Genomic DNA, 21,828 nt, shown 5'->3' on the forward strand with positions numbered 1-21,828 from the left:
GAACCCCGGTACAAAAATCTTCGGCGGCGCGTCGGAGGACTCGGCGTTTCGAAGCCCGAGACGTTCTAGAATCGAGATATTTCGTGAGAGCGACGGGGACGGAACGACGCAACGCAGGAACGATGAGACGCGAGTGACGCCAGAAGAACGGCGAGGGGTGACAAATCACTCGGAATCGCACCGTGCTAGCCGAAACCACTATTTCCGCTGTTTCGTCTGTCTAGAATCATTTATATAGTCCCCCACCCCGTCGTTCCGCTGAGTGGGCGCGCGAGGGGAGGGGTGGCCCCCGAGGTTCCGGGCGATTTTGGACGACGGTGGCGTTCGAGGCGCAACGCATCGTGTTCGAGACGGGACCGGTCGCGTCCAATCAGAAAATTTTCGAGTCGAAGCAGACGAAATAGTCGAATTAGTCTGGTTTACGGATACGGTTTTCCGACCTAGGACAAGAAGGTTGCTGTTTTAGAGAGCGCTCCGGAGGGCCACCCACCCCTCCTCCTTTCCCGCGAGATTCAGCGGAACGATGGGGTGGGGGTGATTTTTAAATAACCCGCTCAGAAGAATCAGCGGAATCAGCGGAACGGGTGGTTTCGACACCTTCATTGTCCGGGCCCGAATCGCCCCACGTAATGGGTTCCTTCGATTTCGTTCGGGAGTACTCTCCCTACACCAATCGGGAGGCGTTGTTGGACGATTACACGCCCGACACGCTGGTGGGTCGCGACGACGAACTGGACGAGTACCACGGCGCGCTCCAACCGGCCATCTACGGCGAGCAACCCGACAACATCTTCCTCTACGGCAAGGCCGGCGTCGGCAAGACCGCCGCGACGCGCTTCCTGCTCGACAAACTCGTCGAGAACGCCGAGCAGTACGAGGACCTGGACGTCCGTACCGAGATCATCAACTGCGACGGACTGAACTCCTCCTACCGGGTCGCCAGTCACCTCGTCAACGCGATGCGCCCACCCTCGAACCACATCAGCGAGACGGGCTACTCCCGGTCGCAGGTGTACGACCTGATGTGGGACGAACTCGACGAGAACGGCGGCATTATCCTCATCGTGCTCGACGAGATCGACCACCTGAAGGACGACTCCATCCTCTATCAGCTCTCGCGGGCGCGCGAGAACGAGAACCTCACCGAGGCCCGAATCGGCCTTATCGGCATCTCCAACGACCTCACCTTCCGGGACTCGCTGTCGCCGAAGGTCCGGTCGTCGCTCTGTGAGCGCGCCATCTCCTTCTCCACCTACGACGCCAACGAACTCCGAGCGGTGCTCGACCAGCGCCGGAAGGTCGCGTTCAAGGAGGACGTGCTCACCGACGACGTAGTACCGCTCTGCGCCGCCTTCGGCGCCCAGGAGTCCGGCGACGCCCGCAAGGCGCTGGACCTCCTGCTCAAGGCAGGCGACCTCGCCCGCGAGGAGAACGACGAGGTGGTCACCGAACAGCACGTCCGACGCGGCCGGGAACTGCTGGAGCGCGAGCAGGTCGCCCGCGGCATCGCCGACCTCAACGACCACGAGCGTCTGGTGGTCTACGCGCTCGCCACCCTCGAAGCCGAGAGCGACACGCCCGCACGCTCACGAGAGATATACACCCGCTACAAGTCGCTGGCCGACGCCGCCGGCAAGGACTCGCTGACCGCCCGATGGCTCCGCGAGCACTTGGACGACCTCGCGATGCTCGGCATCCTCAACGTCACCGAGATAAACGAGGGGTCTGCCGGCGGCAAGTACCGGGAGTACGACCTCCAGCAGGACCTCGCGGTGGTGCTGGACGCCTTGGAGGAAACCTTCGAGTCGATGGGCGTCCACACCAGCGTGAAGGGGTATCTCTGAGAGTTTCGGGGTGGTATCGTTTCTACAGTTTTCAGTGAAGCGCTATCGCTATATAACGTAAATCGGTAGTAGCGTCGATTGCAACTCCACTACAGCAACGCCGACCGCCACTCGCACGATGCATATGAGTAGCCGCACCGCAACCGCCACCGCACACCACATACCTCCCCAACCGACTGCGGTCCTCGGCCGACGGCCTGCGGTCCTCATCCCTCGCGCGTGTCGGTGCGGCCGAAACCGCCGGAAGACAACCCGCGTCTTCCGAGGTCACCCTCGCGCCACTCGCGTGACCGCCGGCCGCACCAGCACGCGCCGGTTTGGCTGTGACGGTGTGCGCTCTCCCGTTTCGGCGTGGCTCGGGCTTGGCGTGCAGTTTCTCAGTTGTACCGTGTGAGTAGCGGTCTGCAGTCTCGTCGCTGTTTAAGTTCGAATTCGAGGTGACTCCGCACCTATTCCCGAGGTCCGACACTCCCGAATCCCGTTCCACCGTCGAACCTTTCCCCCTCGGAGTCGACTCCCACTGTAACACCACTGCGGTGGGGGAGGGGATTCCAGCGTGGCACTCGACTACCAGCGCGTCATCGACTGGCTCGACGAGCGCATCGTCGGGCGGCCGAAGCAGGTCGTCGCGGTCTTCCTGCTACTGACCGCCGTCTTCGCGGTCGGACTCGGAAGCGTCTCGACCGAGTCCGGCAACGAGGAGTTCGCCGAGGACGTGCCCGAACAGACCGCGCTCGACGCCGTCAACCGGGAGTTCGAACCCGCGTTCGGCTCCGGCACCACCTCAACGCAACTCATCCAGACCGGCGAGAACGTCCTCTCGAAGGAGGGACTGATTCGGATGCTCACGGTGCAGTACCGCCTGGAGCGCCGGACCGACCTCCGAATCACCGGGTTCACGAGTCCCGCTTCCATCGTCGCCCGGACTATCGAACCGAACGCGACCACCGCGGAGGCCCAACTCCGGGCGGTCGAGCGCGCCAGCGACACCGAGATCCGAATCGCGGTCCGAACCGCGGCGAGTCGGAATCCCGCGTTCACCAGCCTGCTGAGCAAGGACTTCAACCCGGAGTCGGCGTCGGCCTCCGCTTCCATCACGGTCGTCGAACACGCCATCCCCGAACTCGCGGCCGACGAGGCGCCGGCCGGGAACAACCCGATCACGCCCATCCAGCGCGAGATGCAGTCGGTCACCGAATCGGTGGGCGGTGACATCCGGGTGTTCGGCGCGGGCATCATCGAAGCCGAGTTCGGCACCGTCATCGGCGACACGCTGGTCGTCGTCGTCCCCGCGGCCGCGATACTCATCGTCGTCTTCCTCGTCGTCGCCTACCGGGACCTCGCCGACCTCCTGCTGGGAATCGTCGCGCTCGTGATGGCCATCGTCTGGACGTTCGGCTTCATGGGCTTCGCGGGCATCGCTTTCAACCAGATCCTCATCACGGTGCCGCCCCTGTTGCTGGCGGTCGGCATCGACTTCGGCATCCACGCCGTCAACCGCTACCGCGAGGACCGCGAAACCATCCTCGCGGGCGAGGCGAGCGCGGGCGACGACGACCTCGTCGGCGCGGCCATGCGCCGGGCGACCGACCAGTTGCTCGTCGCCTTCTTCATCGTCACGACCACCTCGGTCATCGGCTTCGCGTCGAACCTCACGAGCCAACTCGTCCCCATCCGGGACTTCGGCGTGGTCGCCAGCGTCGGCATCGTCTTCACCGCGCTCATCTTCGGCGTCTTCCTCCCGAGCGCGAAGGTGCTACTGGACCGGTTGCGCCAGAAGTACCCCATCCCGACGTTCAGCCAGTCGCCGCTCGGCTCCGAGGGGTCGTCGCTCGGCAGAGTGCTGTCCGGCGGCGTGGTCGTCGCCCGGCGCGCGCCGGTCGCCTTCCTACTGGTCACCGCGGTCCTCACGGCCGGCGCGACGGGCTACGCCACCGGGGTCGACACCACCTTCTCCGACGAGCAGTTCCTGCCGCCCGAGGACACGCCCGACTACCTCGACGCCCTTCCGGAGCCGTTCAAACCCAACGAGTACACCGTCACTCGCGATATCAATTTCCTCGAAGCCAACTTCGAGACGAGCGAGGACGAGACGGTCGTCGTCTACGTCGAGGGGCCGATGGAGCGCGATACGGCGCTCGAATCCATCTACCGCGCCGGCGCGAACCCGCCCGACACCTTCGTCGTCGAGGACGGCCGCGCCAGCGAGCAGAGCATCATCACCGTTATCCGGGCGCTCGCCGCGACCGACCCCGACTTTCGGAGGCTGGTCGAGCGCAACGACCAGGACAACAACGGCATCCCCGACGACAACCTCGCAGAAATCTACGACGAACTGATGGCCTCTCAGTACGGCACCCTCGCCGAGCAGTACCTCACCGAGGACCGCCGGAGCGCCCGCGTCGTCTACGCCGTGAAGGGCGACGCCGACCAGACGGAGGTCACCGAGGACGCCCGGGAGGTCGCCGACCGCTACCGGTACGAGGCGACCGCGACGGGCAACATCGTCGTCTTCCAGGCGGTCGCCGACCTCATCTTCGAGTCGGCCATCGTGAGCCTCGCGGTCGCGCTCGGCGGCACCGCCGTCTTCCTCGTCCTCGTCTACGCGGTGCTGGTCGGCCGCCCCTCGCTCGGCGTCGCCAACCTCGTCCCCATCGTGGTGACTGTCGCGGCACTCGCGGCGACGATGCGACTGGTCGGCATCTCGCTCAACGCCTTCACCGCGACCGTGCTGGCCATCACCATCGGCCTCGGTATCGACTACTCGGTCCACGTGGTCCACCGATTCGTGGACGAATACGAAGAGGGCGAGGCGCGCGAGGAGCGCGAAGCGCTCCGACCGGCCCTCGAAGACGAGCGGCGAAGCCGCGAAACCCCAACGCCCGTCGCCGCCCTCCAGCGGACCGTCACCGGGACCGGCGGAGCGCTCACCGGGAGCGTGCTGACGACCGTCTTCGGCATCGGCGTGCTCGTCCTCGCGGTGTTCCCGGCCATCGGCCAGTTCGGACTGCTCACCGCGCTGAGCGTCGTCTACGCCTACCTCGCGTCGCTTATCATCCTCCCGTCGGTCCTGGTCGTCTGGGCGCGACTGGTCGGCGAGCACGCGCCCTCGCCGGAGGCGACCGACGCGTCGGTCGCCTCCGGCGAATCGAAGTGAGGTGGCGACTTCGAACGGTCGCTCGGCTGGACGGTCGCTCAGTCCAGATGGCTACCCAATTCGAAGGGTCACTCCGTCCGTTCGGCGCTGGTGGTGTACCCCGGTGGCGGCGGAAGTTCCATTACCTCCGTCTCTCCGCGCTCGTGCGGAATCGTCGCCTCCATCTCCATCTTCACCGCGTGGTCGCCGCCGACCACGTCGCTCACGCCGACCATCACGGTCCCCGGTAGCTCCGGCGGTTCGAAGTAGTCTCGGCACGCCTCGCCGATCTGGAACTCCGCCTCCGGGAGGAGGTCCTCGCGGACGAAGTGGCGGATCATCGTCACGTCCTCCAGACTCCCGTCGCAGTACTCGCGCAGGAACCGGTCGGCGAAGGAGAGCGCCCGGTCGGCCTGCTCCCTCGGCGTCTCGCCCGGTGCGACGAAGCCGTCGAGTTGCACCCGGTCGTGGTCGGCGTGTCGTGTTCGGACGGCCGTCGCCGCCACCGCGTCGTCCTCCCGGTCGCGGCGTCTGAACACGGTTTTCTCCATACGAACCCTACATGTCGAGAAGATGTAAACTTTGCCCCGACGCGTTCGAGTCCGGTCGACGGTTGCCGTACCGTACCGGGAACCCGAACGGAAGCCGGTCCTCCTCCCCGCTTCGTCGTTCCCACGACACCGTCGTCACCACGTTACGATTCTGGCGAGCACGAACACGAGCAGGGCGGCCAACAGCGACCCCAGGACCGACTCGACGCCGGCTATCAATCGCGCGAACGAACCGATGGGTTGGATGTCGCCCAACCCGAGGGTCGCGAACGTGACGACGCTGAAGTAGAGGCTCTTGAACAGCACTTCCCCGAGCCACCACCACGGCACCTCGTCGGGGTTGTCGAGGGTGTACGTGACCGGCTGACCGGCCTGAATCTCCTGAATACCGCCCGTGAGCGGGTAGAGGAGCGCCGCGACGACGACCACGACGAGCGACGTAAGCAGTATCCGGTAGGGACTCTCCCCGTAGCGCATCACCCACCGGGACAACTCCCACTTGATCGCGTCCTGGTAGTTCGACTGCTCCCACGCGTTGCGTCGCCGGGCGTCCCGTTCCAACCGGTAGCTCCGGCGGGCCAACTCGGGCAGCGCGTTCTCCTCGTACAGCGCCTGGAGCTGTCGATACACCCACGCGGCGGCCTCCAGCGGTTGCTCGTCGAGGAGGTCCGGCGGCGCGTTCTCGCGGTCGTAGATGGACACGCCGCCCATCCTCGTCCCGCCCCCGATGTGCATGTCGGTGAGGACCGTCTCGTGGAGTCGCGCGTGTTCGAGCACCGCGCGCCGGAGGTCGGCGTTGGTCAGGATGGCACCTTCGAGGTTCGCGCCCGTGAAGTCGGCCCCGAGCGCGCTCGCGTCCGTCAGCCTCGCCAGCGTCAGGTTCGTTCCGGTGAAGTCGGCCCCCGTCAGGTCCGCGCCGGTGAAGTCGGTTCCGACCATCGACGTGTCGGCGAACCAGTCGACGTTCCCGAGCGACGCCTCGCGGAGGTACGCACCGTCGATGGTGTCCTGGCCCGCCGGGTCGGCGGCTTCGAGTTGCTCTCTCTCCTTCCCGTCGACCGGGGCGTGCCAGATGCAGCGGTCGTGGTCGTCCCAGACCGGTCGGTCGCACGAGTCGATGTCGATGTCCTCCTCGGTCACTCCGATTTCGAGCCGATAACCGCACCGATCTGACTCTTCCGCGGGCATTCCCCGTGTTAACACGTGAACCTCCAAGTTTCGTTCGGCCGCGCCGTCGCGACGCCCGGCGATGCCGCTCGGCGGTTCGGCGCGATAGAAAGGTGGGCTTGGTGGCCCGAAAGCGGGCGGTGAGGCTGCGTTACGACGCCGCGTCGACCACGGCCGGCGCGACCATCGAGGAGTTACCCCCGGTGGCGTTCGCGATTTCGCCGGGCTGGACCTCCTCGCCGTTCAGCAGGAACGTCGTGTTCGAGACGTTCCCCTGGGCGGAGAAGTCCGTTATCTGGCCGGCGAACCGGTAGACGTCCGCGTCGGCGGTGGTCGTGCTGACCGAACCGGCGGCGATGGTCGCGCCGAGTTCGGTCGTGTTCACCCCCTCGACGGCTCGCAGCTGGCCGTCGACGGTGAGGGCGTACTGGACCGCGCCGCCCTCGGGGCGAATCTCTAGCGTGTTCGGCAGTTGGTTCTGGGACTGGTTGCCCGCCGCGGTCGTCTCGTTGCCGTCCGCGGCGGCGTCCTCATTTCCCGCTTCGGTGGTCGTCTCGTTCCCTGCTTGGCCGTCCTGACCCTGCTGGCCCTGGGCTTGCTGGCCCTGGCCCTGTCCGACGACCTGGAACTGGACGAGGTCGGTGTTGTCGCCGTCGTCCACTTCCAGGGTGTAGGTGCCGGGTTGGATGCCCTCGGTGCTGAGGTTCACCGACCAGATGCCGTTGCGGCCCCACTGGTCGACCGTCGCGCCGTCGAACTCGTTGGCGCTCGGGCCGTCGACCACTTCGACCGAGATGGTGTTGTCGTCGGGCTTGCGGTTGGTGACGCCCTCGACGACCACCGTCTGCCCGGTTTCGACGGGGATGATCTGCGACTGGGTGCCGGGCTGAGAGCTGACGTTCGCCTCGCTCTGGGGCACGATGGCCGTGACCGAGGTCGACGCGTCGGCGTAGCGGAAGTTCTGCCGGAGCCGCAGGTCGTCACTGCCCGCCTCACCGGTCGTCTCGTCGGTGATGCGCGCGACGACCTGGTCCTGGGTCAGACCGGAGCCGAAGCTCCGAATCCAGTTCTCGAGCGCGGCGAGGTCGGCCTGGTCCTGGCCGGGCACGACGCCGTCGCCGACGACGGTGTCGCGACCGAGGCCGATGACCATACCGGTGATCTCGCCCTCGTTGAGTTCGCGACCGTCGGCGTTGACGAGTTCGATGTCGTCCTCCTCGAAGATGTCGTTGTTGTCGACGCTGACGGTCTCCGTGACCACGCGGCCGCGCGAGTCGACCATCACGACGAGCACTTCCTGGAGGCCGGGCGCGACGCCGCTGACCTCGACGGTGCCGTCTTCGACGGCGACCTGGTTATTGTAGGTCTTGAAGACCCACGTCGGGTTCTCGTTGGTCGCCGGGGTGCCCTCGTCGATTATCTCGCCGTCTTGAGTCGTGTTGTTGCCTTCTTGAGTCGTGTTGTTGCCGTCCTGCATCGCCATCGCGGGTGCGCCGGCACCGAACGCCGCGACGAGCGAGCTGTTGTTGCCGCTGTTGTTGCCGTTCTCGCCGAGCGTCGGCTCGTTGACGATGATCGACGTCTGTTCGCTGGTGGCGCTGCTGAACTCGGACGTGGACAGCTGCTGCTGGATGGTACCGTTCTGACCGAGTACGTCGTCGCCTTCGACGACGCCGATGCGGTACCGTCCGGGGATGCTCAGGATGTCGGACGCCTGCGAGAGGGTGACGTCGCGCTCCTCCCACTCGCCGTCGGCGTCGACGTTGATGAGGTCCTGCTGGTTGAGCTGGCCGTCGGTGTTGATGTCGGCCAGTTCCCAGTCGCCCTGGTCGCGGACGTAGACGGCGACCTCGTCGACGCCGGGCGCGGCCGAGCCGCTGACGTCGACTTCCTGGCCGGCGATGTAGGTGCCGGCGGGCTGGTCGAAGGTCAGACCGCCCTGGATGACGTTGAGGGTCCGGTCGTCCTCGGTGTCACCGGGGTTCTGGGCGATCTCGGTCAGGTTCGTACCCTCCTGGTAGAGGTTCACGTCGACGTTGGTGTCGTCGAGGTACGACGTGTCGATCTGCCCCTGTCCGAGACCGGTGTCCTCGTTGACCTCTATCTGCGCCCACGCGAGGTCGGCCTGGCCGTCGTTGTTGGTGTCGAGTGTCCCGCGGTCGATGGTGTCCTCGACGCCGCGGAAGACGTTCTCGTTGACCTGGTTGTTCCGGAAGTCGTTGTCCTCGATGGTGACGATGTGACTCGCGCCGGCCGTCGAGCCGCGGACGGTGTAGGCGACGTTCTCGCCGCGAGTCGCCTCGTCACCTTCGACGTCGAGCGCGACGTTCGTCTCGCCGGTCACCGAGATGGTGGTCGACTGAGTCGCGGACTCCTGGTTGAGGTTGTCCCAGCCTTCGACCGTGATGCTGTAGTCGCCGGCGGGCTGCTCGCTCATGTCGATCGCCCAGTACGCCGATTGGACGCTGGTGTTGTTCGTCTCGAGTTGGCTCTGGTTGAACTGGCCGATGCCCTGGAGGTACTCGATGCCGGTACCGGTGCCCCGCTGACCGGGGCTGTCGATCATCTCGGGGTACCGGGCGTACGCGCCGTTGAGCTCCTGGAGCTGGGCCTGCGTGAGCGAGTCGACGTTGGTCAGGACGTCGCCCGTGATCTCGTTACCGTTCGAGTCGGTGACCTCGAGCGAGAGGTCCTCGGCCTGCTGGAAGTTCCAGTCGGCCTTGACGAGCAGCGTCTCGTCCTCCTGGACCGTCGAACCCGCGACGTCGACCCCGCGCTCGTTGAGGAGTTCGAGGTCGGTCACGCGCGGACGCTGGACCGTGACGCCGATGTTGCTCCGCTGGCCGTTGACGGCGTACTGGCCGAGTTCCTGGTCCTGCGGGATGGGCTGTTCGAGCGGGATGCCCTCCGCGTCGCCGGAGACGCCGATGAGCTGGCTGGCGTCTATCGGCTGGCCGTTCGGCTGTACGAAGTTGATGTCCTCTTCACCTTGGAAGACGACGGGTTTCTGCTCGGAGACGACGACCGTGTTCGGGCCGCCGACCCCCGGGCTGAACGTCGGATCTTGTCCGCCGCGCTGTACCTCCGCGCCCACGGCCACGCCTGCGACCGTCGACAGTACGAGGAGTGCAGACAGCACGAGCGCACTCGCTTTCTTCTTCGTGATTCGTGTCGTTATGTCCTTCATTTCTTGTCCTGTTTGCTGATCTGGAGCGTTCGAACTACCCCCATACCAGTGGTTAGATGCCTGTTCCCCCATTCGTGTCGTCGTAAATCGTCGCTCGGCATCTCACTGCCCTACGAGCTTCCGGGTGTCACCTCACCAGAACCGGACACCAGATTCGTTCATAAAGAGCGACGACCGTTTTCGACCGGCCTCGCTAGGTATTGCTTAATACCCACCGTTTACGGCCAGTTGACCCGGCTCAATTGGGGATACCAACATAGGGCGAGAATATATCCCGGCCGGAAGAAGGATAGGCCGAGGGTAGTATCAGAATCCGCTCATTCCGATATCGAACGGCTTCGGACCCGTTCACGGAGCGGCGATTCGAGATGGCCGCAGAACTGCCCGTTACGCCGAGTTTCGGGGGCGATGGATTCGTCGGAAGTGTAGCCGAACGAACTATCGGAAGTTAGCCACGTTAGGATAATCCAATGAACATATCGACTAACCGCCCGGTAGCCGTCGAGGGTGTCGGCGCGCATCTCGCAGACCGCCTTATATGGGATTATCTTCCCCTTGCCCGGTCGTCACTGGACAACACCGACCCGAGAAAATCGTTAACAGTCGTAACCGTCCGTGTCCCCCGCTTCGGGGGTCGTTACCGGGCGTCGGTAAGCATTCAGGGAAGCAACTGCGCGAGTGCATCCCGTTTCCACCAGCCGAGTCCGAGCGCGACGACCGCCGCCGCTCCGCCCGCGACCCACGCCGCCGCGCCGGCGTCGAGCACGACCGGGAAGCCGCGGCGACGCGGTTCGACGACCTCAATCGGCACCCGGTAGGTTTCCGAGAGGACGTCGTCGCCGCGCTCGTTCTCGTAGGCGAAGTCGATGGAAACCGGGTAGTCCTTCGGAATCGCGGACCCGGCCGCGCTCACCCGGAACTTCAGGACGGTCGACTCACCCGGCGCGAGTCGGTCGACGAACGCCTCGTCGTTGTCGCTCGACAGCGGGTCGCTCGCGAACAGTTTCGCGTCGACGTTCCGGAGCGTCTCGCCGGCCGTGTTTGTCACCCTGACCGCGACGACCTCGGCACCGCCCGCGGGTACGGTCGCGTTGACCGGTTCGACCCGGAACTCGTCGCGCTCCTCGGCGACCGTCACGCGTCCGTCGATGGGCTCGCTCGTCCGAAGGTCGTTGTTCTGGTTGCGGTACCGGACCCGGAACGAGAGCTGTCGCGGGCCGGGTTCGGCCTCGGTGTTGACGTCCACGGTGTACTCGAACGACGCCGACTCGCCGGGCGCGAGCGTGCCGACGGCGTACTCGGTCTCCCGCGGGTCGAGGTTGGGGTTGTTCGTCCGGAGGTCGACCACCGCGTTCGAGACGGTGCGGTTGCCGGTGTTCACTATCGTCCCGGTGAGGTCGCCGGTTTGGCCGACCCGGAGCGTCCCGTTGAGGTTCCGAACCGCGAACGTCTGCTCGCCCCCGACGGCGACACGGCTCTCGAGCGCGTCGCTGGTCCGCAACTCGTCGTTCCGGTTGCGGTAGCGCACCTGGAACGAAACCTGTCGAGAGCCAGGTTCCGAGCCGTTGGGCACGTCCACGGTGAACTCGAAGGGGACCGACTCGCCGGGCGTGAGCGTCCCGACCGCGATCTGGGTTTCGCGGGGCTGGAAGTTCGAGTTCCCGGTCCCGAAGACGACGACCGCGTTCGAGACCGTCTGGTTACCCGTGTTGACGAGCGTTCCCGAGACGGTGCCGGTGTCGCCGACCTGCAGGTCGCCCGAGACGCCCCTGACCGAGAACGTCTGCTCGCCGTCGACCGCGACGATGGCGTCGACCGATTCCCCGGTCCGGGTGTCGCCCTGCCGGTTGGCGTAGCGGACCTGGAACGACACCCGCCGGGGTCCGGGGTCGGCCGCGTTCGCGGTGTCGATACGGAACGAGAAGTTGGCCGACTCGCCGGGCGCGAGCGTGCCGACGGCGTACTCGGTTTCGCGGGGCTGGAGGTTCGGGTTCCCCGGTTGAAGGGTGACCACTGCGTCGGTCACGTTGGTTTCGCCGGTGTTCACGACCGTGCCCGTGACCAGTCCGCTGTCGCCGACCGTGAGATTGCTCTCGACGCCCCGGATCGCGAACGTCTGTTCACCACCGACCGCAACGCCGTATCGCAGGAGTTCCGAGCGCCCGGCGACGCCGTTGGGTTGCTCGTAGGCGACCATCGCGTTGGCGATGTAGGTTCCCGGGGCCGTGTCCGCGGTCGCGCCCACGGTGACGTTGAACGTTTTCGTCTCGCCGGGTTCGATGCGGTCGAAGAAGACGCTGGTCTGCTGCTGGGGGTTCGCGGCGTTCCCGAAGAACAGCGAGGAGTTGGCGGCCGAGAGGGTCACATCGGCCCGGACGGCCGGCTGGGTGCCGGTGTTGGTGAGGTTCATCCGGTAGGTCGCGGTTTCGCCGGGCGTCACCGGCTGGAGCGACTGGGACGATATCTCGAACCGGGGCTGGTCCTCGACGACGATGGTGACGTAGGCGGTCTGCTCGCGCGAGAGGTCGCCGTACTCCGGTTGGCCGCCCGTCCGGTACCGGACGAAGTTGGTGTAGTCGTAGCTCACCTCGACCGGAATCCGGTAGGTACCGGGCGACAGCGAGTCGCCGATTTCGAGGTTGAACGCGTACGGGCCGGAGACGCCTTCGGGGACCGACCCGGCGAACACGGTGCCGGAGTTGATATCTATCGCGCGCGCGAGGGTGTCGTTGAGTCGGTCCTCGTCGATGTCCAGTCGGACGTTCCTCGCGGTCGTCACGCGCTGTTCGTACTCGCTGGGTCCGCCGCGGTCGATGTCCCCGTCGTTCGAGATGTACACCTCGAGGGCCACCTGCTCGCCCGCGCCGTACTGGTTGTCCGGTGCGGTGAGTTCGAGGTTCGGACGGCCGACGACGGTGCCCTCTTCCTGTGCGAGCGCCGCCGCGGAACCCGACGCCCCCGCGGGGTTCGGCGTCTCCGCGGTCCCGGTCGCGTTCGAGAGAGCTCCGACTCCCGCGAACGCGGCGGGTCCCGCGCCGGCCGCGACGACGCTCGCGGTCACGACCGCGACGAGGACGGTCCGGAGGAGCGCCCCGGCGTTCATGCCCCCTCGCTGGCGGACGGGCACCGCCGCGCGGCGGTGTCCGTCCGCGAAAGCCTCGCCTCTGAGCGCGTCCGTCTCCCCGACAGGGAGGTTTCCGTCCGAGACTGCGCATCACCAGCCGTGCCGAATGGACCGATTCGGCACGGCAGGCGTCCGGGAATCATCTGCTCGGCGCTCCCCCTTCGCCCGGTCCCCTGTCGCGCGAGAAGAGGAACAGCGCGAACAGGAGCGGTGAGAGGAACGCCATCGCGATGGCCGCGACCAGCAGGAGGTACTGCGGCGGAATACTGGTACCGCCGCCTCCGCCGCCCTGCTCCTGGGCCCCGCCCTGAACCTCGATGTCGCCGACCATCGTCGACTGGTGGTAGACGCAGATGTACTGGGCCATGGCCGGCGTGGCGGTGAACGTCACCGAGGCGGTCGCTCCTTGCTCGGTGACGGTGTCCGTGGTGACGAGGTCCTGGCCCTCCTCGGTCTGTATCACGAAGTTGTGGGGCGCGCCGTCGAGGTTCTCCCAGGTGACCTGGTAGCGCTGGCCCGCCACGAAGTTCAGCGTCGGATTCACGACCCCGGCGTCTATCGGCCCGCGTTCGAGGCCCTGCCAGCCGGCGACCTCACCGCCGATGTAGAACCGCTGTGCGATGTCTTGAGTCCCCGCGACCTCGTCGCTGGCCGCCGCCGCACCGCCCGCGGCGGCCGCGGCACTTCCGGCGGCGGTCCGGATGAACGAACGGCGCGTCACGCCGGCGACCGAATCGCCACCCTCGCCCTCGGAATCGTTCGGCCGCGCGCGCTCGGAGTCGTCCGTCCGAGCGCCGTCCGAGCCGCCGCGACTCCCGTCGGGAGTCGCGGGGAGCGGGACGCGAGGCCCGTCCTCGTGCGTCTGCTCGTCGTGCGTCTGATTTCCGTGCATCTCCCATCCCCGCCCGGGGTAAGCCCCGACGAGACAAGAAACCACGGGCTGGGGGTCTGGGCCGGGCCTCGCGACGGCGTTCGACCGCGAGGGGAGTCTCGCGCCACCCCGCCCGCGGCCGGGAGTGCTTTCACCGCTCGCGGCGAACCCCGTCGAGGTGAGAACGTGTCCGAATCGAGGCCGAACCGCCGCAGAAACCGACGAGCCGACCGAACCTACCAGGCACCCCCGTGGGCCGCGCGGATGTTCCTCGACGACGTTCGGCCGGGCTCCCGGTTCGTCGTCGCCTCCGAACCGCTCGACTACCACCCGCGTCGGGAGTATCAGCCCGGCGAATCGTTCCTCTCGGACCTCTACTGGAACGACTTCGAAACCCGGGTCGTCCGGTACGTCAACACGGGCGAGCGCGTCCTCTTCTTCCCGGCGAAGGACGCCGCGGTCCGGGAGGGCCGGCGATACGAACTGGCGGGCGTGACCGAGACCGACCTCCGAATCGCCGGCCTCGCCCGCGTGCGCTTCCGGCCGGCCGACGGTCGGTCGTCGGAGGGGTGACGAATCGACACCGACTCCGACGCCCGGCGCGCCGACCACGAAAACCCAAAAGGAAGCGCGACCAATCTCCGGCCATGACCGACGCCGACGCCGACGCCACGGCCGACCCCGACGTGCTCGTGTCGGGCGAGACGCTCGTCGACTTCCTGCCCGACAGCTCCGGACCGCTCGCCGACGTGGAGAACTTCTCCCGGCGGGCGGGCGGCGCACCCGCCAACGTCGCGGTGGCGCTCGCTCGCCTCGAGGAGACGCCGTGGTTCTGGACCCGCGTCGGCGCCGACCCCTTCGGCGATTTCCTCGCCGACACGCTCGCGTCCTACGAGCTTCCCGACCGGTTCGTCGAGCGCGACCCCGAGGCCTCGACCGCGCTGGCGTTCGTCAGCCACGACGAGGCGGCCGACCGCGCGTTCACCTTCTACCGCGACGGCACGGCCGACACCCGACTCGAACCCGGCCGGGTCTCCGACGCCGACCTCGACGCGGTCGACTGGGTGTACGTCGGCGGCGTCATGCTCGCGGCCGACCCCGGCCGCACCGCAACGCTCGACCTCGCCGAGCGCGCGTCGGCCCGCGACTGTACCGTGGTCTTCGACCCGAACGCCCGGCCCGAACTCTGGGACGGAGCCGACTACGCGGGGTTGGTCGCCGAGATGCTCCCGTTCGCCGACGTGGTGAAGGCGACGCCGGAGGACCTCGAAGCGGCGGGCTTCGACGGCGAGAGCCCCGAGTCGCTCGCCCGGTCGGTCTGCGACCTCGACGGCCGGAGCGGCGAATCCGCGCGGGCCGGACCCCACACGCTCCTGCTCACGCTCGGCGACGCGGGGTCGTTCGCCTCCTCGACCGACGACGCTCCCTGGGGCGCGGGCGCGGTCTCCCACAGCGGGTACGAGGTCGACCCCGTCGACACGACCGGCGCGGGCGACGCGTTCACCGCGGGGGCGCTGGCCGCGTTGGCCGGCGGCGAGGCGTCGCTGTCGGAAGTCCTCGGCTTCGCCAACGCCGTGGCCGCGCTGACCACGACGGCGGCCGGCGCGATGACCGCGCTCCCGACCCGCGAGGAGGTCCGGGCGTTCCGGGAGTCCTGACGGCGCCCCAGGGCGCTCGACGCCGGGAGCGTTCGACGGATTGATACGTTCGGCCGCCAAGCGAGCGCCATGGACGAACAGCGGCGAGTCGCCGACTTTCTGGCGGCCAACGACATGGAGACGTCCCCCGAGTTCCGCCTGCTCGACCTGGTTTCGGAACTCGGCGAAGTCGCCAAGGAGGTCAACGAGTCGACCGGCTACGGCGCGGATCCGGACGCGGTCGAAATCGCCGACGACGAACTCGGCGACGCACTGTTCGCGTTGCTCGCGCTCGCGGAGTCGACGGACATCGACGCCGGGGACGCGCTCGACGTCGCGCTGGCGAAGTACGAGCGCCGAATCGCCGCGAAGGGCGAAGCGTCCTCGGGCGAGTAGCGAATCCGGAACGACGAGCGCGAGCACCGGGCGCTACGCCGCGAACCACGGGCCTGTGCACCTACGCCGCGAACACCTGGTCGCCGATTCTGACGTAGAGGTCGTAGTAGGTCCCGTCCCGGACGAGATACGCCTCGAAGTCGTCGTTCGTGCGCTCGTTCGCTCGGTGGGCGAACGACCGAAACGCCCGCGACACCTCCTCGCAAGTCCGGTAGGTGCCCGCCGAAATCGCCCGGTCGAGGAGACGGCGTTCGTCCTTCGGGAGGTCCGAGAAGCGAATCGCGCCGTCGACGGCCGACGAAATCTCCTCGGCACGGAGTTCGCTCTCGTGCATCGGGTCGCACGTCGTCTCCGAATTCGTGGTTTCGGGATTCGAGGTCGGGGTCGCGTCGGCGGTCGTCGGGGTCGGCTCCTCGGTCCCAGGTGTCTGCGTCTCGTCGGCGGTCGTCCCCTCGCCCGCGCCGCCGGCTCCGGACGAGAGACAGCCACCGAGCGCGCCGAGTGCGACCGTCGCACCCGCGACGGTCGCCCGGGTCAGGAAGTCGCGTCGGTCCATGCCGGAGCGTCTCCTCGGGGTGACAAAAGCGCGACGTAGACTGAAACGCCCGTTACACCCTTAACTACTTGAATCGAGGCGACGCAATTCCCGGCCATGCACGCGAGAGCGCGGGAGTTCGCCGAGCAGGCGCGCGAGGAGTACGGCTTCGACCCCAAGGTCGAGGAGTTCCCCGAGGGGACCAAGACGGCGGCCGACGCCGCCGACGCCGTCGGCTGTGACGTCGCCCAGATAGCCAGCAGCATCGCGATGCGGGCGGGCGAGGACCTCGTCGTGGTCGTCACCAGCGGCGCGAACCGGGTGAGCGAGGCGAAGTTGGCCGACGCGCTCGGCGTCGAGGAGTCGACGGTCAGGATGGCCGACGCCGACGAGATAAAGGAGGCGCTCGGCTGGTCCATCGGCGGCGTGCCGCCGTTCTGCCACGCCTCAGACGCCCCCGTCTACGTCGACGAGACGCTGACGGAGTTCGAGACGGTGTGGGCCGCCGCCGGGACGCCGGAGGCCGTCTTCCCCGTCGACCCCGACCGCCTCCAAGAACTCTCGGGCGGCGAAGTCGTCGACGTGGCCGAGTGAGGCGGGGCTGACTTGAGTAGGCGGGGCCGACCCGAGGACCGAACCGAACGCTAACCCGCGGCGCGGTCTGCGACCGCGCCGCCGACGTATCGAACGTTTTACCGACGTCGCGTCCGAAGCGCCGCTATGAGCGCGGTTTCCGTGGCGCTGTTGCTCGTCATCGACGCGGCGCTGGGCGTCTGGCTCGGGAGCATGGTGTTCTTCTCGTTCGTCGCCGCGCCGCGGGTGTTCGCGGTCCTCCCCGACGACGACGCCGGCCGGGTCGTCAACGACATCTTCCCGCGCTACTACGCCTTCGGCCTCGCGCTCGGGGTCGTCGCCATCGCGGCCGGCCTGGCGCTCGGGACGAGCGACGGCGTCGTTCCCGACGTCCTCCTCCTCGGACCGGTGGCGGTCGCCGTCGCGGTGAACGGCTACGCCCGGTTGGCGCTCATCCCCAAGATGGAGCGGGCCGGCGACGACGCCTTCGCGCAGTATCACAGGCAGTCGGTCGCGCTGAACGGCGTGTCGATGGTGGCCGTGACGGCCGGCCTCGTCTTCGCGCACTTCTGAGAGAACGATGACCGAACGCGGCACCTACACCCTGCTGGTCGAACTCACCGACCCTGCGGTCGTCGAGTTCGGCGCGCTGGGCGAGCGCGACCTCCCCGCCGGACACTACGCCTACACGGGGAGCGCGTTCGGTCCCGGCGGCTTCTCCCGGGTCGAACGCCACCGCGAGGTCGCCGCGGGCGAACGAGACGTCCGCCACTGGCACGTAGATTACTTGCTCGGCGACCCGCGTTCGCGGGTCGCCGAGGTGGTAAAGTCGCCGGGCGCCGACGTCGAGTGCGAGGTCAGTCGCAGTATCGACGCCGCACCGGTCGCGGGAGTTGGGTGTTCGGACTGCCAGTGCGGGTCGCACCTGCAGTACGCGGAGAATCGGGACGAACTGGTGCGGAAAGTCCGACGCGCCCACGAAGCGGCGCGGGGGTGAGGACTCATCTCCGAACCGAGTCGTCCCCCTCCGCCGCCTGCAGTTCCTCGCCGAGCGCCTTCGCGGCGGTGAGCACCGGATCCCAGACGGGACCGAACGGCGGCGCGTAGCCGAAGTCGAGATGACCGACTTCTTCGACGGTCATCCCGGCGTGGAGCGCTGTGGCGACCGCGTTGATTCGGTGGGCCGCGCCCTCCTTCCCGACCATGGTCGCGCCGAGCAGGCGGCCCGACTCGCGGTCGGCGGTCGCGTGGACGACCATCCGCGACCACCCGGGGTAGTAGTGGGCGCGCGTGAGGGTCGTGACGGTGGTCGAAACCGGGTCGAACCCCGCTTCGCGGGCCTCCGGACCGTCCAGGCCGGTCCGGGCGACCTGGAGGTCGAAGGCCTTCATCACGCCCGTCCCGACGATTCCGCCGACCGGCGTGGGCACGCCCGCGACGGTTCGACCCACCGCACGGCCCGCCCGGTTGGCGGCGAGCGCGAAGGGCCACTCGACCGTCTCGCCGGTGAGGAGGTGGCGTTTCTCGGCGCAGTCGCCCGCGGCGTAGACGTCGGGGTCGTTCGTCCGGCCGTACTCGTCGGTGGCGATGGCGCCGGTCGACCCCAGTTCGATTCCGGCCTCGGCGGCCACCTCGACGTTCGGTTCGACGCCGAGGTCCGCGACCGCGGCGTCGACCGCGACGGACCCATCGGCGGTTTCGACGGCCGTGACCCGCCCGTCGCCGGCGAGACGTTCGACCGAGGCTCCGAGGTGGAGGACGACGCCCTTCTCGCGGAGGTGGTCCTCGACCACGGCGGCCGCGTCGGGGCCGAACGCCGGCAGGACGCGGTCGCCCTCTTCGAAGACGTGGACTTCGAACCCCCGCGCGTCGAACGCCTCCGCGAGTTCGACGCCGATCTTGTTCGCGCCCAGGACCGCGACCGCCTCGGGGTCGGCCTCGGTCAGGTACGAGCGGAACTCGGCGCCGTAACCCGATTGTATCGCGGGTGCGTCGGGGGTGTCCTCGTGGAGGACGTAGTTCCGGAGTGCCCGACCGGTTTCGAGGTTGCGGACGGCGAACACGCCGTCGAGGTTGGTCCCCGGAACGCCCGGGAGCGCGGCGCGACCGCCCGTGGCGACCAGCAGGTCGTCGTAGCCGAGTTGGTAGTCGTCGGTCGCCTCCGGGTCGTCGCTCGCGTCGACGGTGACGCGCTCGGCCTCGCGGTCGATGGCGACGACCTCGTGGTGTCGCCGGAGGTCGATGCCACGCTCCTCGACGAACTTCTCGGGGCGGACCACCACCAGGTCTTCGAGGTCGGGTATCTCGCCCTTGACGTAGTAGGGCAGGCCGCACGCGCCGTAGGACACCCAGTCGCCGCGTTCGAGGACGACGACGTCAATATCCGGCGCGTCGCGCTTGGCCTTGCCCGCCGCGCTCATCCCGGCCGCGTCGCCGCCGACGACGACGAATCGTTCGGTCATCGAGGTTCGGATTGAACGCCCGTTTACATAGTCGGTGCGCCCGCTTCGGACGCACCGGACGAATCGGGCGGACCGATTGGACCGAGTGGACCGGACGAACCGGGCGAATCGGACGAATCGGACTGACGGGCGGGCGAACCGACTGGTTCGCCCGCCCACCGTCCGATTCTCGCGCTCGCGGAACCGGACACCACTTTTAAGCGGAAATCGGGCGAACCGACGCACGTGGACGACAACACCGGCGGACTGTCGGGGCTGTTCGCGCCCGAGCGAGTCGCGGTGATCGGCGCAACCGAGAGCGAGGGGGTCGGTCGGGCCATCACCGCGAACCTCGAAGCCGAGTTCTCGGGCGAGACGGTCCCGGTGAATCCGAACTACGACGAAGTACTGGGGCTGTCGTGCTACCCGGACGTGGCGTCGGTGCCGGGCGAAATCGACCTCGGCGTGGTGGTCGTCCCGCCGTCCATCGCGGTCGAGGCCGTCCGGCAGTGCGGCGAGGCCGGCGTCCGGAACGTGGTGGTCATCACCGCTGGCTTCGGTGAAACCGGCAGCGAGGGCGCGGGCAGGGAGCGAGAACTGACCGCGGTCGCCGAGGAGTACGACCTGAACCTCGTCGGCCCCAACAGCCTTGGGGTGATGAGCACGCCGACCGGTCTGAACGCGACGTTCGGCCCGGAGAGTCCCCTGCCGGGGGCCGTCTCGTTCATGAGCCAGTCGGGGGCGTTCATCACCGCGGTGCTCGACTGGGCCACCGACGAGGGCATCGGCTTCAAGGACGTGGTGTCGCTGGGCAACAAGGCCGTCCTCGACGAAACCGACTTCGTCGAGGCGTGGGCCGACGACCCCGACACCGACGTCATCCTGGGCTACCTCGAAGGCATCGAGGACGGCGGGGAGTTCATCGCGTCGGCGCGTGAGGCGACCGCCAGCACGCCCGTCGTGATGGTCAAGTCCGGCCGGACCGAGGCCGGCGCGCAGGCGGTGTCCTCGCACACGGGGACGCTCGCCGGCAGCGAACAGGCCTACGAGGCCGGCCTCGAACAGGCCGGCGTCCTGCGGGTCGAAACCGTCCAGGAGTTGTTCGACTTCGCCCAGATACTGTCGGGCCAACCGCTACCGGAAACCGACGACGTGGCCATCGTCACCAACGCCGGCGGGCCGGGCGTGATGACCACTGACGCGGTGGGCGACTCGTCGCTGTCGCTTGCCTCCTTCTCCGAGGAGACGCTCGACGCCCTCGCCGAGGCGATGCCCGAGGAGGCGAACATCTACAATCCCATCGACGCCATCGGCGACGCCGACGTCGAGCGGTTCGAGACGGCGCTCGACCTGGCGCTCGCCGACGAGAACGTCGGGGCGGCGGTGGTCCTCTCGGCGCCGACGGCCGTCATCGAGTACGACGAACTCGCGGCCGTCATCGCGAAGCGCCAGGCCGAACACGGCAAACCCGTCGCGTCGGTGCTGATGGGCGGCGAGCGTACCCGTTCGGCCGAGGAGATTCTGCGCGAGCGCGGCATCCCGAACTACTTCGACCCGGCCCGCGCGGTCCGGAGCCTCGACGCACTCTCGACCTACCGGGAGATTCGCGAGCGCGAGTACGAGGCCCCCGAGACGTTTGACGTCGACCGCGAGCGCGCACGCGAGGTGCTCGAACGCGCCGAGGCCAGGGGAGACAACCGCCTCGGCGTCGAGGCGATGGACCTGCTCGACGCCTACGGGATTCCGACGCCCGAGGGCACCGTCGCCGAGACGCCCGAGGAGGCGGTCGCGGCCGCCGAGGACATCGAGGGCGAAACCGTGATGAAGATCGTCAGCCCCGACATCCTCCACAAGTCCGACATCGGCGGCGTGAAGGTCGGCGTCTCGGACGAGGAGGTGTACGACGCCTACGAGGATCTCGTGACCCGGGCGCGCAACTACCAGCCGGATGCGACCATCCTGGGCGTGCAGGTCCAGGAGATGGTCGACCTCGACGCCGGCACCGAGACGATTCTGGGAGTCAACCGCGACCCGCAGTTCGGCCCGCTGTTGCTGTTCGGACTGGGCGGCATCTTCGTGGAGGTGCTCGAAGATACCACCACGCGAGTCGCGCCCGTCAGCGAGCGCGAGGCCCGCGAGATGGTCGAGGGCATTCGGGCCGCGCCGCTGTTGCGGGGTGCGCGTGGACGCGACCCGGCCGACCTGGACGCCGTAATCGAGAGCGTCCAGCGACTCTCGCAACTCGTGACCGACTTCCCGGCCATCCTCGAACTCGACGTGAACCCACTCGTCGCCGGCCCCGACGGCGTCCAGGCCGTCGACATCCGACTCACCGTGGACGCAGACGAACTATGACCCGACAGCCA

General features: G+C 67.9%; 16 protein-coding genes. 9 read left to right on the plus strand and 7 right to left on the minus strand.

Features of this window, described 5'->3' with window-relative positions:
* Positions 1-629 precede the first annotated feature (629 nt).
* Together NGM07_RS02145 and NGM07_RS02150 are read left to right on the plus strand one after the other, a co-directional pair.
* Positions 630-1,844 carry a Cdc6/Cdc18 family protein gene (locus NGM07_RS02145; RefSeq protein WP_253516213.1) on the plus strand — a complete coding sequence of 405 codons (1,215 nt, stop codon included), beginning with the start codon at positions 630-632 and terminating at the stop codon, positions 1,842-1,844.
* A 556-nt stretch (positions 1,845-2,400) separates the two neighbouring features.
* Positions 2,401-5,001: an efflux RND transporter permease subunit gene (locus NGM07_RS02150; RefSeq protein ID WP_253516215.1), complete on the plus strand. Its 2,601-nt coding sequence runs from the start codon at positions 2,401-2,403 to the stop codon at positions 4,999-5,001.
* A gap of 68 nt (positions 5,002-5,069) precedes the next feature.
* On the opposite strand, the gene NGM07_RS02155 is transcribed toward NGM07_RS02150, so the two are convergent.
* The 5 genes from NGM07_RS02155 to NGM07_RS02180 all read right to left on the minus strand — a co-directional run bounded on the left by NGM07_RS02155 (position 5,070) and on the right by NGM07_RS02180 (position 13,901).
* On the minus strand, positions 5,070-5,531 hold the full coding sequence (locus NGM07_RS02155; protein ID WP_253516217.1) for a hypothetical protein: 462 nt from the start codon (positions 5,529-5,531) through the stop codon (positions 5,070-5,072).
* Positions 5,532-5,666: 135 nt separating this feature from the next.
* A complete protein-coding gene (locus NGM07_RS25280) occupies positions 5,667-6,671 on the minus strand; it encodes a pentapeptide repeat-containing protein (RefSeq protein WP_303657240.1) in 1,005 nt (334 codons plus the stop codon).
* Positions 6,672-6,849: 178 nt separating this feature from the next.
* Entirely contained in the window at positions 6,850-9,885 is a 3,036-nt protein-coding gene (locus NGM07_RS02170) for a hypothetical protein (protein WP_253516219.1), read from the minus strand.
* Positions 9,886-10,543: 658 nt separating this feature from the next.
* Positions 10,544-12,988 (minus strand): COG1361 S-layer family protein, encoded by a 2,445-nt coding sequence (locus tag NGM07_RS02175; protein WP_253516221.1) that lies wholly within the window; start codon positions 12,986-12,988, stop codon positions 10,544-10,546.
* 160 nt (positions 12,989-13,148) lie between these two features.
* The gene (locus NGM07_RS02180) at positions 13,149-13,901 is read right to left on the minus strand and encodes a cupredoxin domain-containing protein (RefSeq protein ID WP_253516223.1); all 753 of its coding nucleotides are present in this window, start codon (positions 13,899-13,901) and stop codon (positions 13,149-13,151) included.
* A gap of 165 nt (positions 13,902-14,066) precedes the next feature.
* Here NGM07_RS02180 and NGM07_RS02185 point away from each other — a divergent pair, with 165 nt between their 5' ends.
* The 3 genes from NGM07_RS02185 (at position 14,067) to NGM07_RS02195 (ending at position 15,913) form a co-directional block, all read left to right on the plus strand.
* On the plus strand, positions 14,067-14,453 hold the full coding sequence (locus NGM07_RS02185) for a hypothetical protein (protein WP_253516233.1): 387 nt from the start codon (positions 14,067-14,069) through the stop codon (positions 14,451-14,453).
* Between the two features lie 74 nt (positions 14,454-14,527).
* The gene (locus tag NGM07_RS02190; RefSeq protein ID WP_253516242.1) at positions 14,528-15,538 is read left to right on the plus strand and encodes a carbohydrate kinase family protein; all 1,011 of its coding nucleotides are present in this window, start codon (positions 14,528-14,530) and stop codon (positions 15,536-15,538) included.
* Between the two features lie 69 nt (positions 15,539-15,607).
* Positions 15,608-15,913 (plus strand): MazG nucleotide pyrophosphohydrolase domain-containing protein, encoded by a 306-nt coding sequence (locus tag NGM07_RS02195; RefSeq protein ID WP_253516244.1) that lies wholly within the window; start codon positions 15,608-15,610, stop codon positions 15,911-15,913.
* A gap of 61 nt (positions 15,914-15,974) precedes the next feature.
* On the opposite strand, the gene NGM07_RS02200 is transcribed toward NGM07_RS02195, so the two are convergent.
* Positions 15,975-16,469 (minus strand): twin-arginine translocation signal domain-containing protein, encoded by a 495-nt coding sequence (locus NGM07_RS02200; protein WP_253516246.1) that lies wholly within the window; start codon positions 16,467-16,469, stop codon positions 15,975-15,977.
* Positions 16,470-16,565: 96 nt separating this feature from the next.
* On the opposite strand from NGM07_RS02200, the gene NGM07_RS02205 reads away from it, so the two are divergent.
* The 3 genes from NGM07_RS02205 (at position 16,566) to NGM07_RS02215 (ending at position 18,018) form a co-directional block, all read left to right on the plus strand.
* The gene (locus tag NGM07_RS02205) at positions 16,566-17,042 is read left to right on the plus strand and encodes a YbaK/EbsC family protein (RefSeq protein WP_253516248.1); all 477 of its coding nucleotides are present in this window, start codon (positions 16,566-16,568) and stop codon (positions 17,040-17,042) included.
* A gap of 126 nt (positions 17,043-17,168) precedes the next feature.
* Complete coding sequence (locus NGM07_RS02210; RefSeq protein WP_253516250.1) at positions 17,169-17,594, plus strand: DUF4149 domain-containing protein; 426 nt, start codon at positions 17,169-17,171, stop codon at positions 17,592-17,594.
* Positions 17,595-17,601: 7 nt separating this feature from the next.
* On the plus strand, positions 17,602-18,018 hold the full coding sequence (locus NGM07_RS02215; RefSeq protein WP_253516252.1) for a GIY-YIG nuclease family protein: 417 nt from the start codon (positions 17,602-17,604) through the stop codon (positions 18,016-18,018).
* Positions 18,019-18,022: 4 nt separating this feature from the next.
* On the opposite strand, the gene NGM07_RS02220 is transcribed toward NGM07_RS02215, so the two are convergent.
* Positions 18,023-19,483: an FAD-dependent oxidoreductase gene (locus NGM07_RS02220; protein WP_253516253.1), complete on the minus strand. Its 1,461-nt coding sequence runs from the start codon at positions 19,481-19,483 to the stop codon at positions 18,023-18,025.
* Positions 19,484-19,708: 225 nt separating this feature from the next.
* On the opposite strand from NGM07_RS02220, the gene NGM07_RS02225 reads away from it, so the two are divergent.
* Complete coding sequence (locus tag NGM07_RS02225; protein ID WP_253516255.1) at positions 19,709-21,817, plus strand: acetate--CoA ligase family protein; 2,109 nt, start codon at positions 19,709-19,711, stop codon at positions 21,815-21,817.
* The last annotated feature ends 11 nt before the right edge of the window (positions 21,818-21,828 follow it).

The organism is Halorussus vallis (genome assembly GCF_024138165.1).
Taxonomy (GTDB): domain Archaea; phylum Halobacteriota; class Halobacteria; order Halobacteriales; family Haladaptataceae; genus Halorussus; species Halorussus vallis.

Excerpts from the sequence above, each read along its gene's own strand:
- NGM07_RS02190 (WP_253516242.1), top strand. The coding sequence starts at position 14,528 with ATGACCGACGCCGACGCCGACGCCACGGCCGACCCCGACGTGCTCGTG.
- NGM07_RS02220 (WP_253516253.1), bottom strand. The coding sequence starts at position 19,483 with ATGACCGAACGATTCGTCGTCGTCGGCGGCGACGCGGCCGGGATGAGC.
- NGM07_RS02205 (WP_253516248.1), top strand. The coding sequence starts at position 16,566 with ATGCACGCGAGAGCGCGGGAGTTCGCCGAGCAGGCGCGCGAGGAGTAC.
- NGM07_RS02215 (WP_253516252.1), top strand. The coding sequence starts at position 17,602 with ATGACCGAACGCGGCACCTACACCCTGCTGGTCGAACTCACCGACCCT.
- NGM07_RS02195 (WP_253516244.1), top strand. The coding sequence starts at position 15,608 with ATGGACGAACAGCGGCGAGTCGCCGACTTTCTGGCGGCCAACGACATG.
- NGM07_RS02200 (WP_253516246.1), bottom strand. The coding sequence starts at position 16,469 with ATGGACCGACGCGACTTCCTGACCCGGGCGACCGTCGCGGGTGCGACG.
- NGM07_RS02145 (WP_253516213.1), top strand. The coding sequence starts at position 630 with ATGGGTTCCTTCGATTTCGTTCGGGAGTACTCTCCCTACACCAATCGG.
- NGM07_RS02155 (WP_253516217.1), bottom strand. The coding sequence starts at position 5,531 with ATGGAGAAAACCGTGTTCAGACGCCGCGACCGGGAGGACGACGCGGTG.
- NGM07_RS02170 (WP_253516219.1), bottom strand. The coding sequence starts at position 9,885 with ATGAAGGACATAACGACACGAATCACGAAGAAGAAAGCGAGTGCGCTC.
- NGM07_RS02210 (WP_253516250.1), top strand. The coding sequence starts at position 17,169 with ATGAGCGCGGTTTCCGTGGCGCTGTTGCTCGTCATCGACGCGGCGCTG.
- NGM07_RS02175 (WP_253516221.1), bottom strand. The coding sequence starts at position 12,988 with ATGAACGCCGGGGCGCTCCTCCGGACCGTCCTCGTCGCGGTCGTGACC.
- NGM07_RS02180 (WP_253516223.1), bottom strand. The coding sequence starts at position 13,901 with ATGCACGGAAATCAGACGCACGACGAGCAGACGCACGAGGACGGGCCT.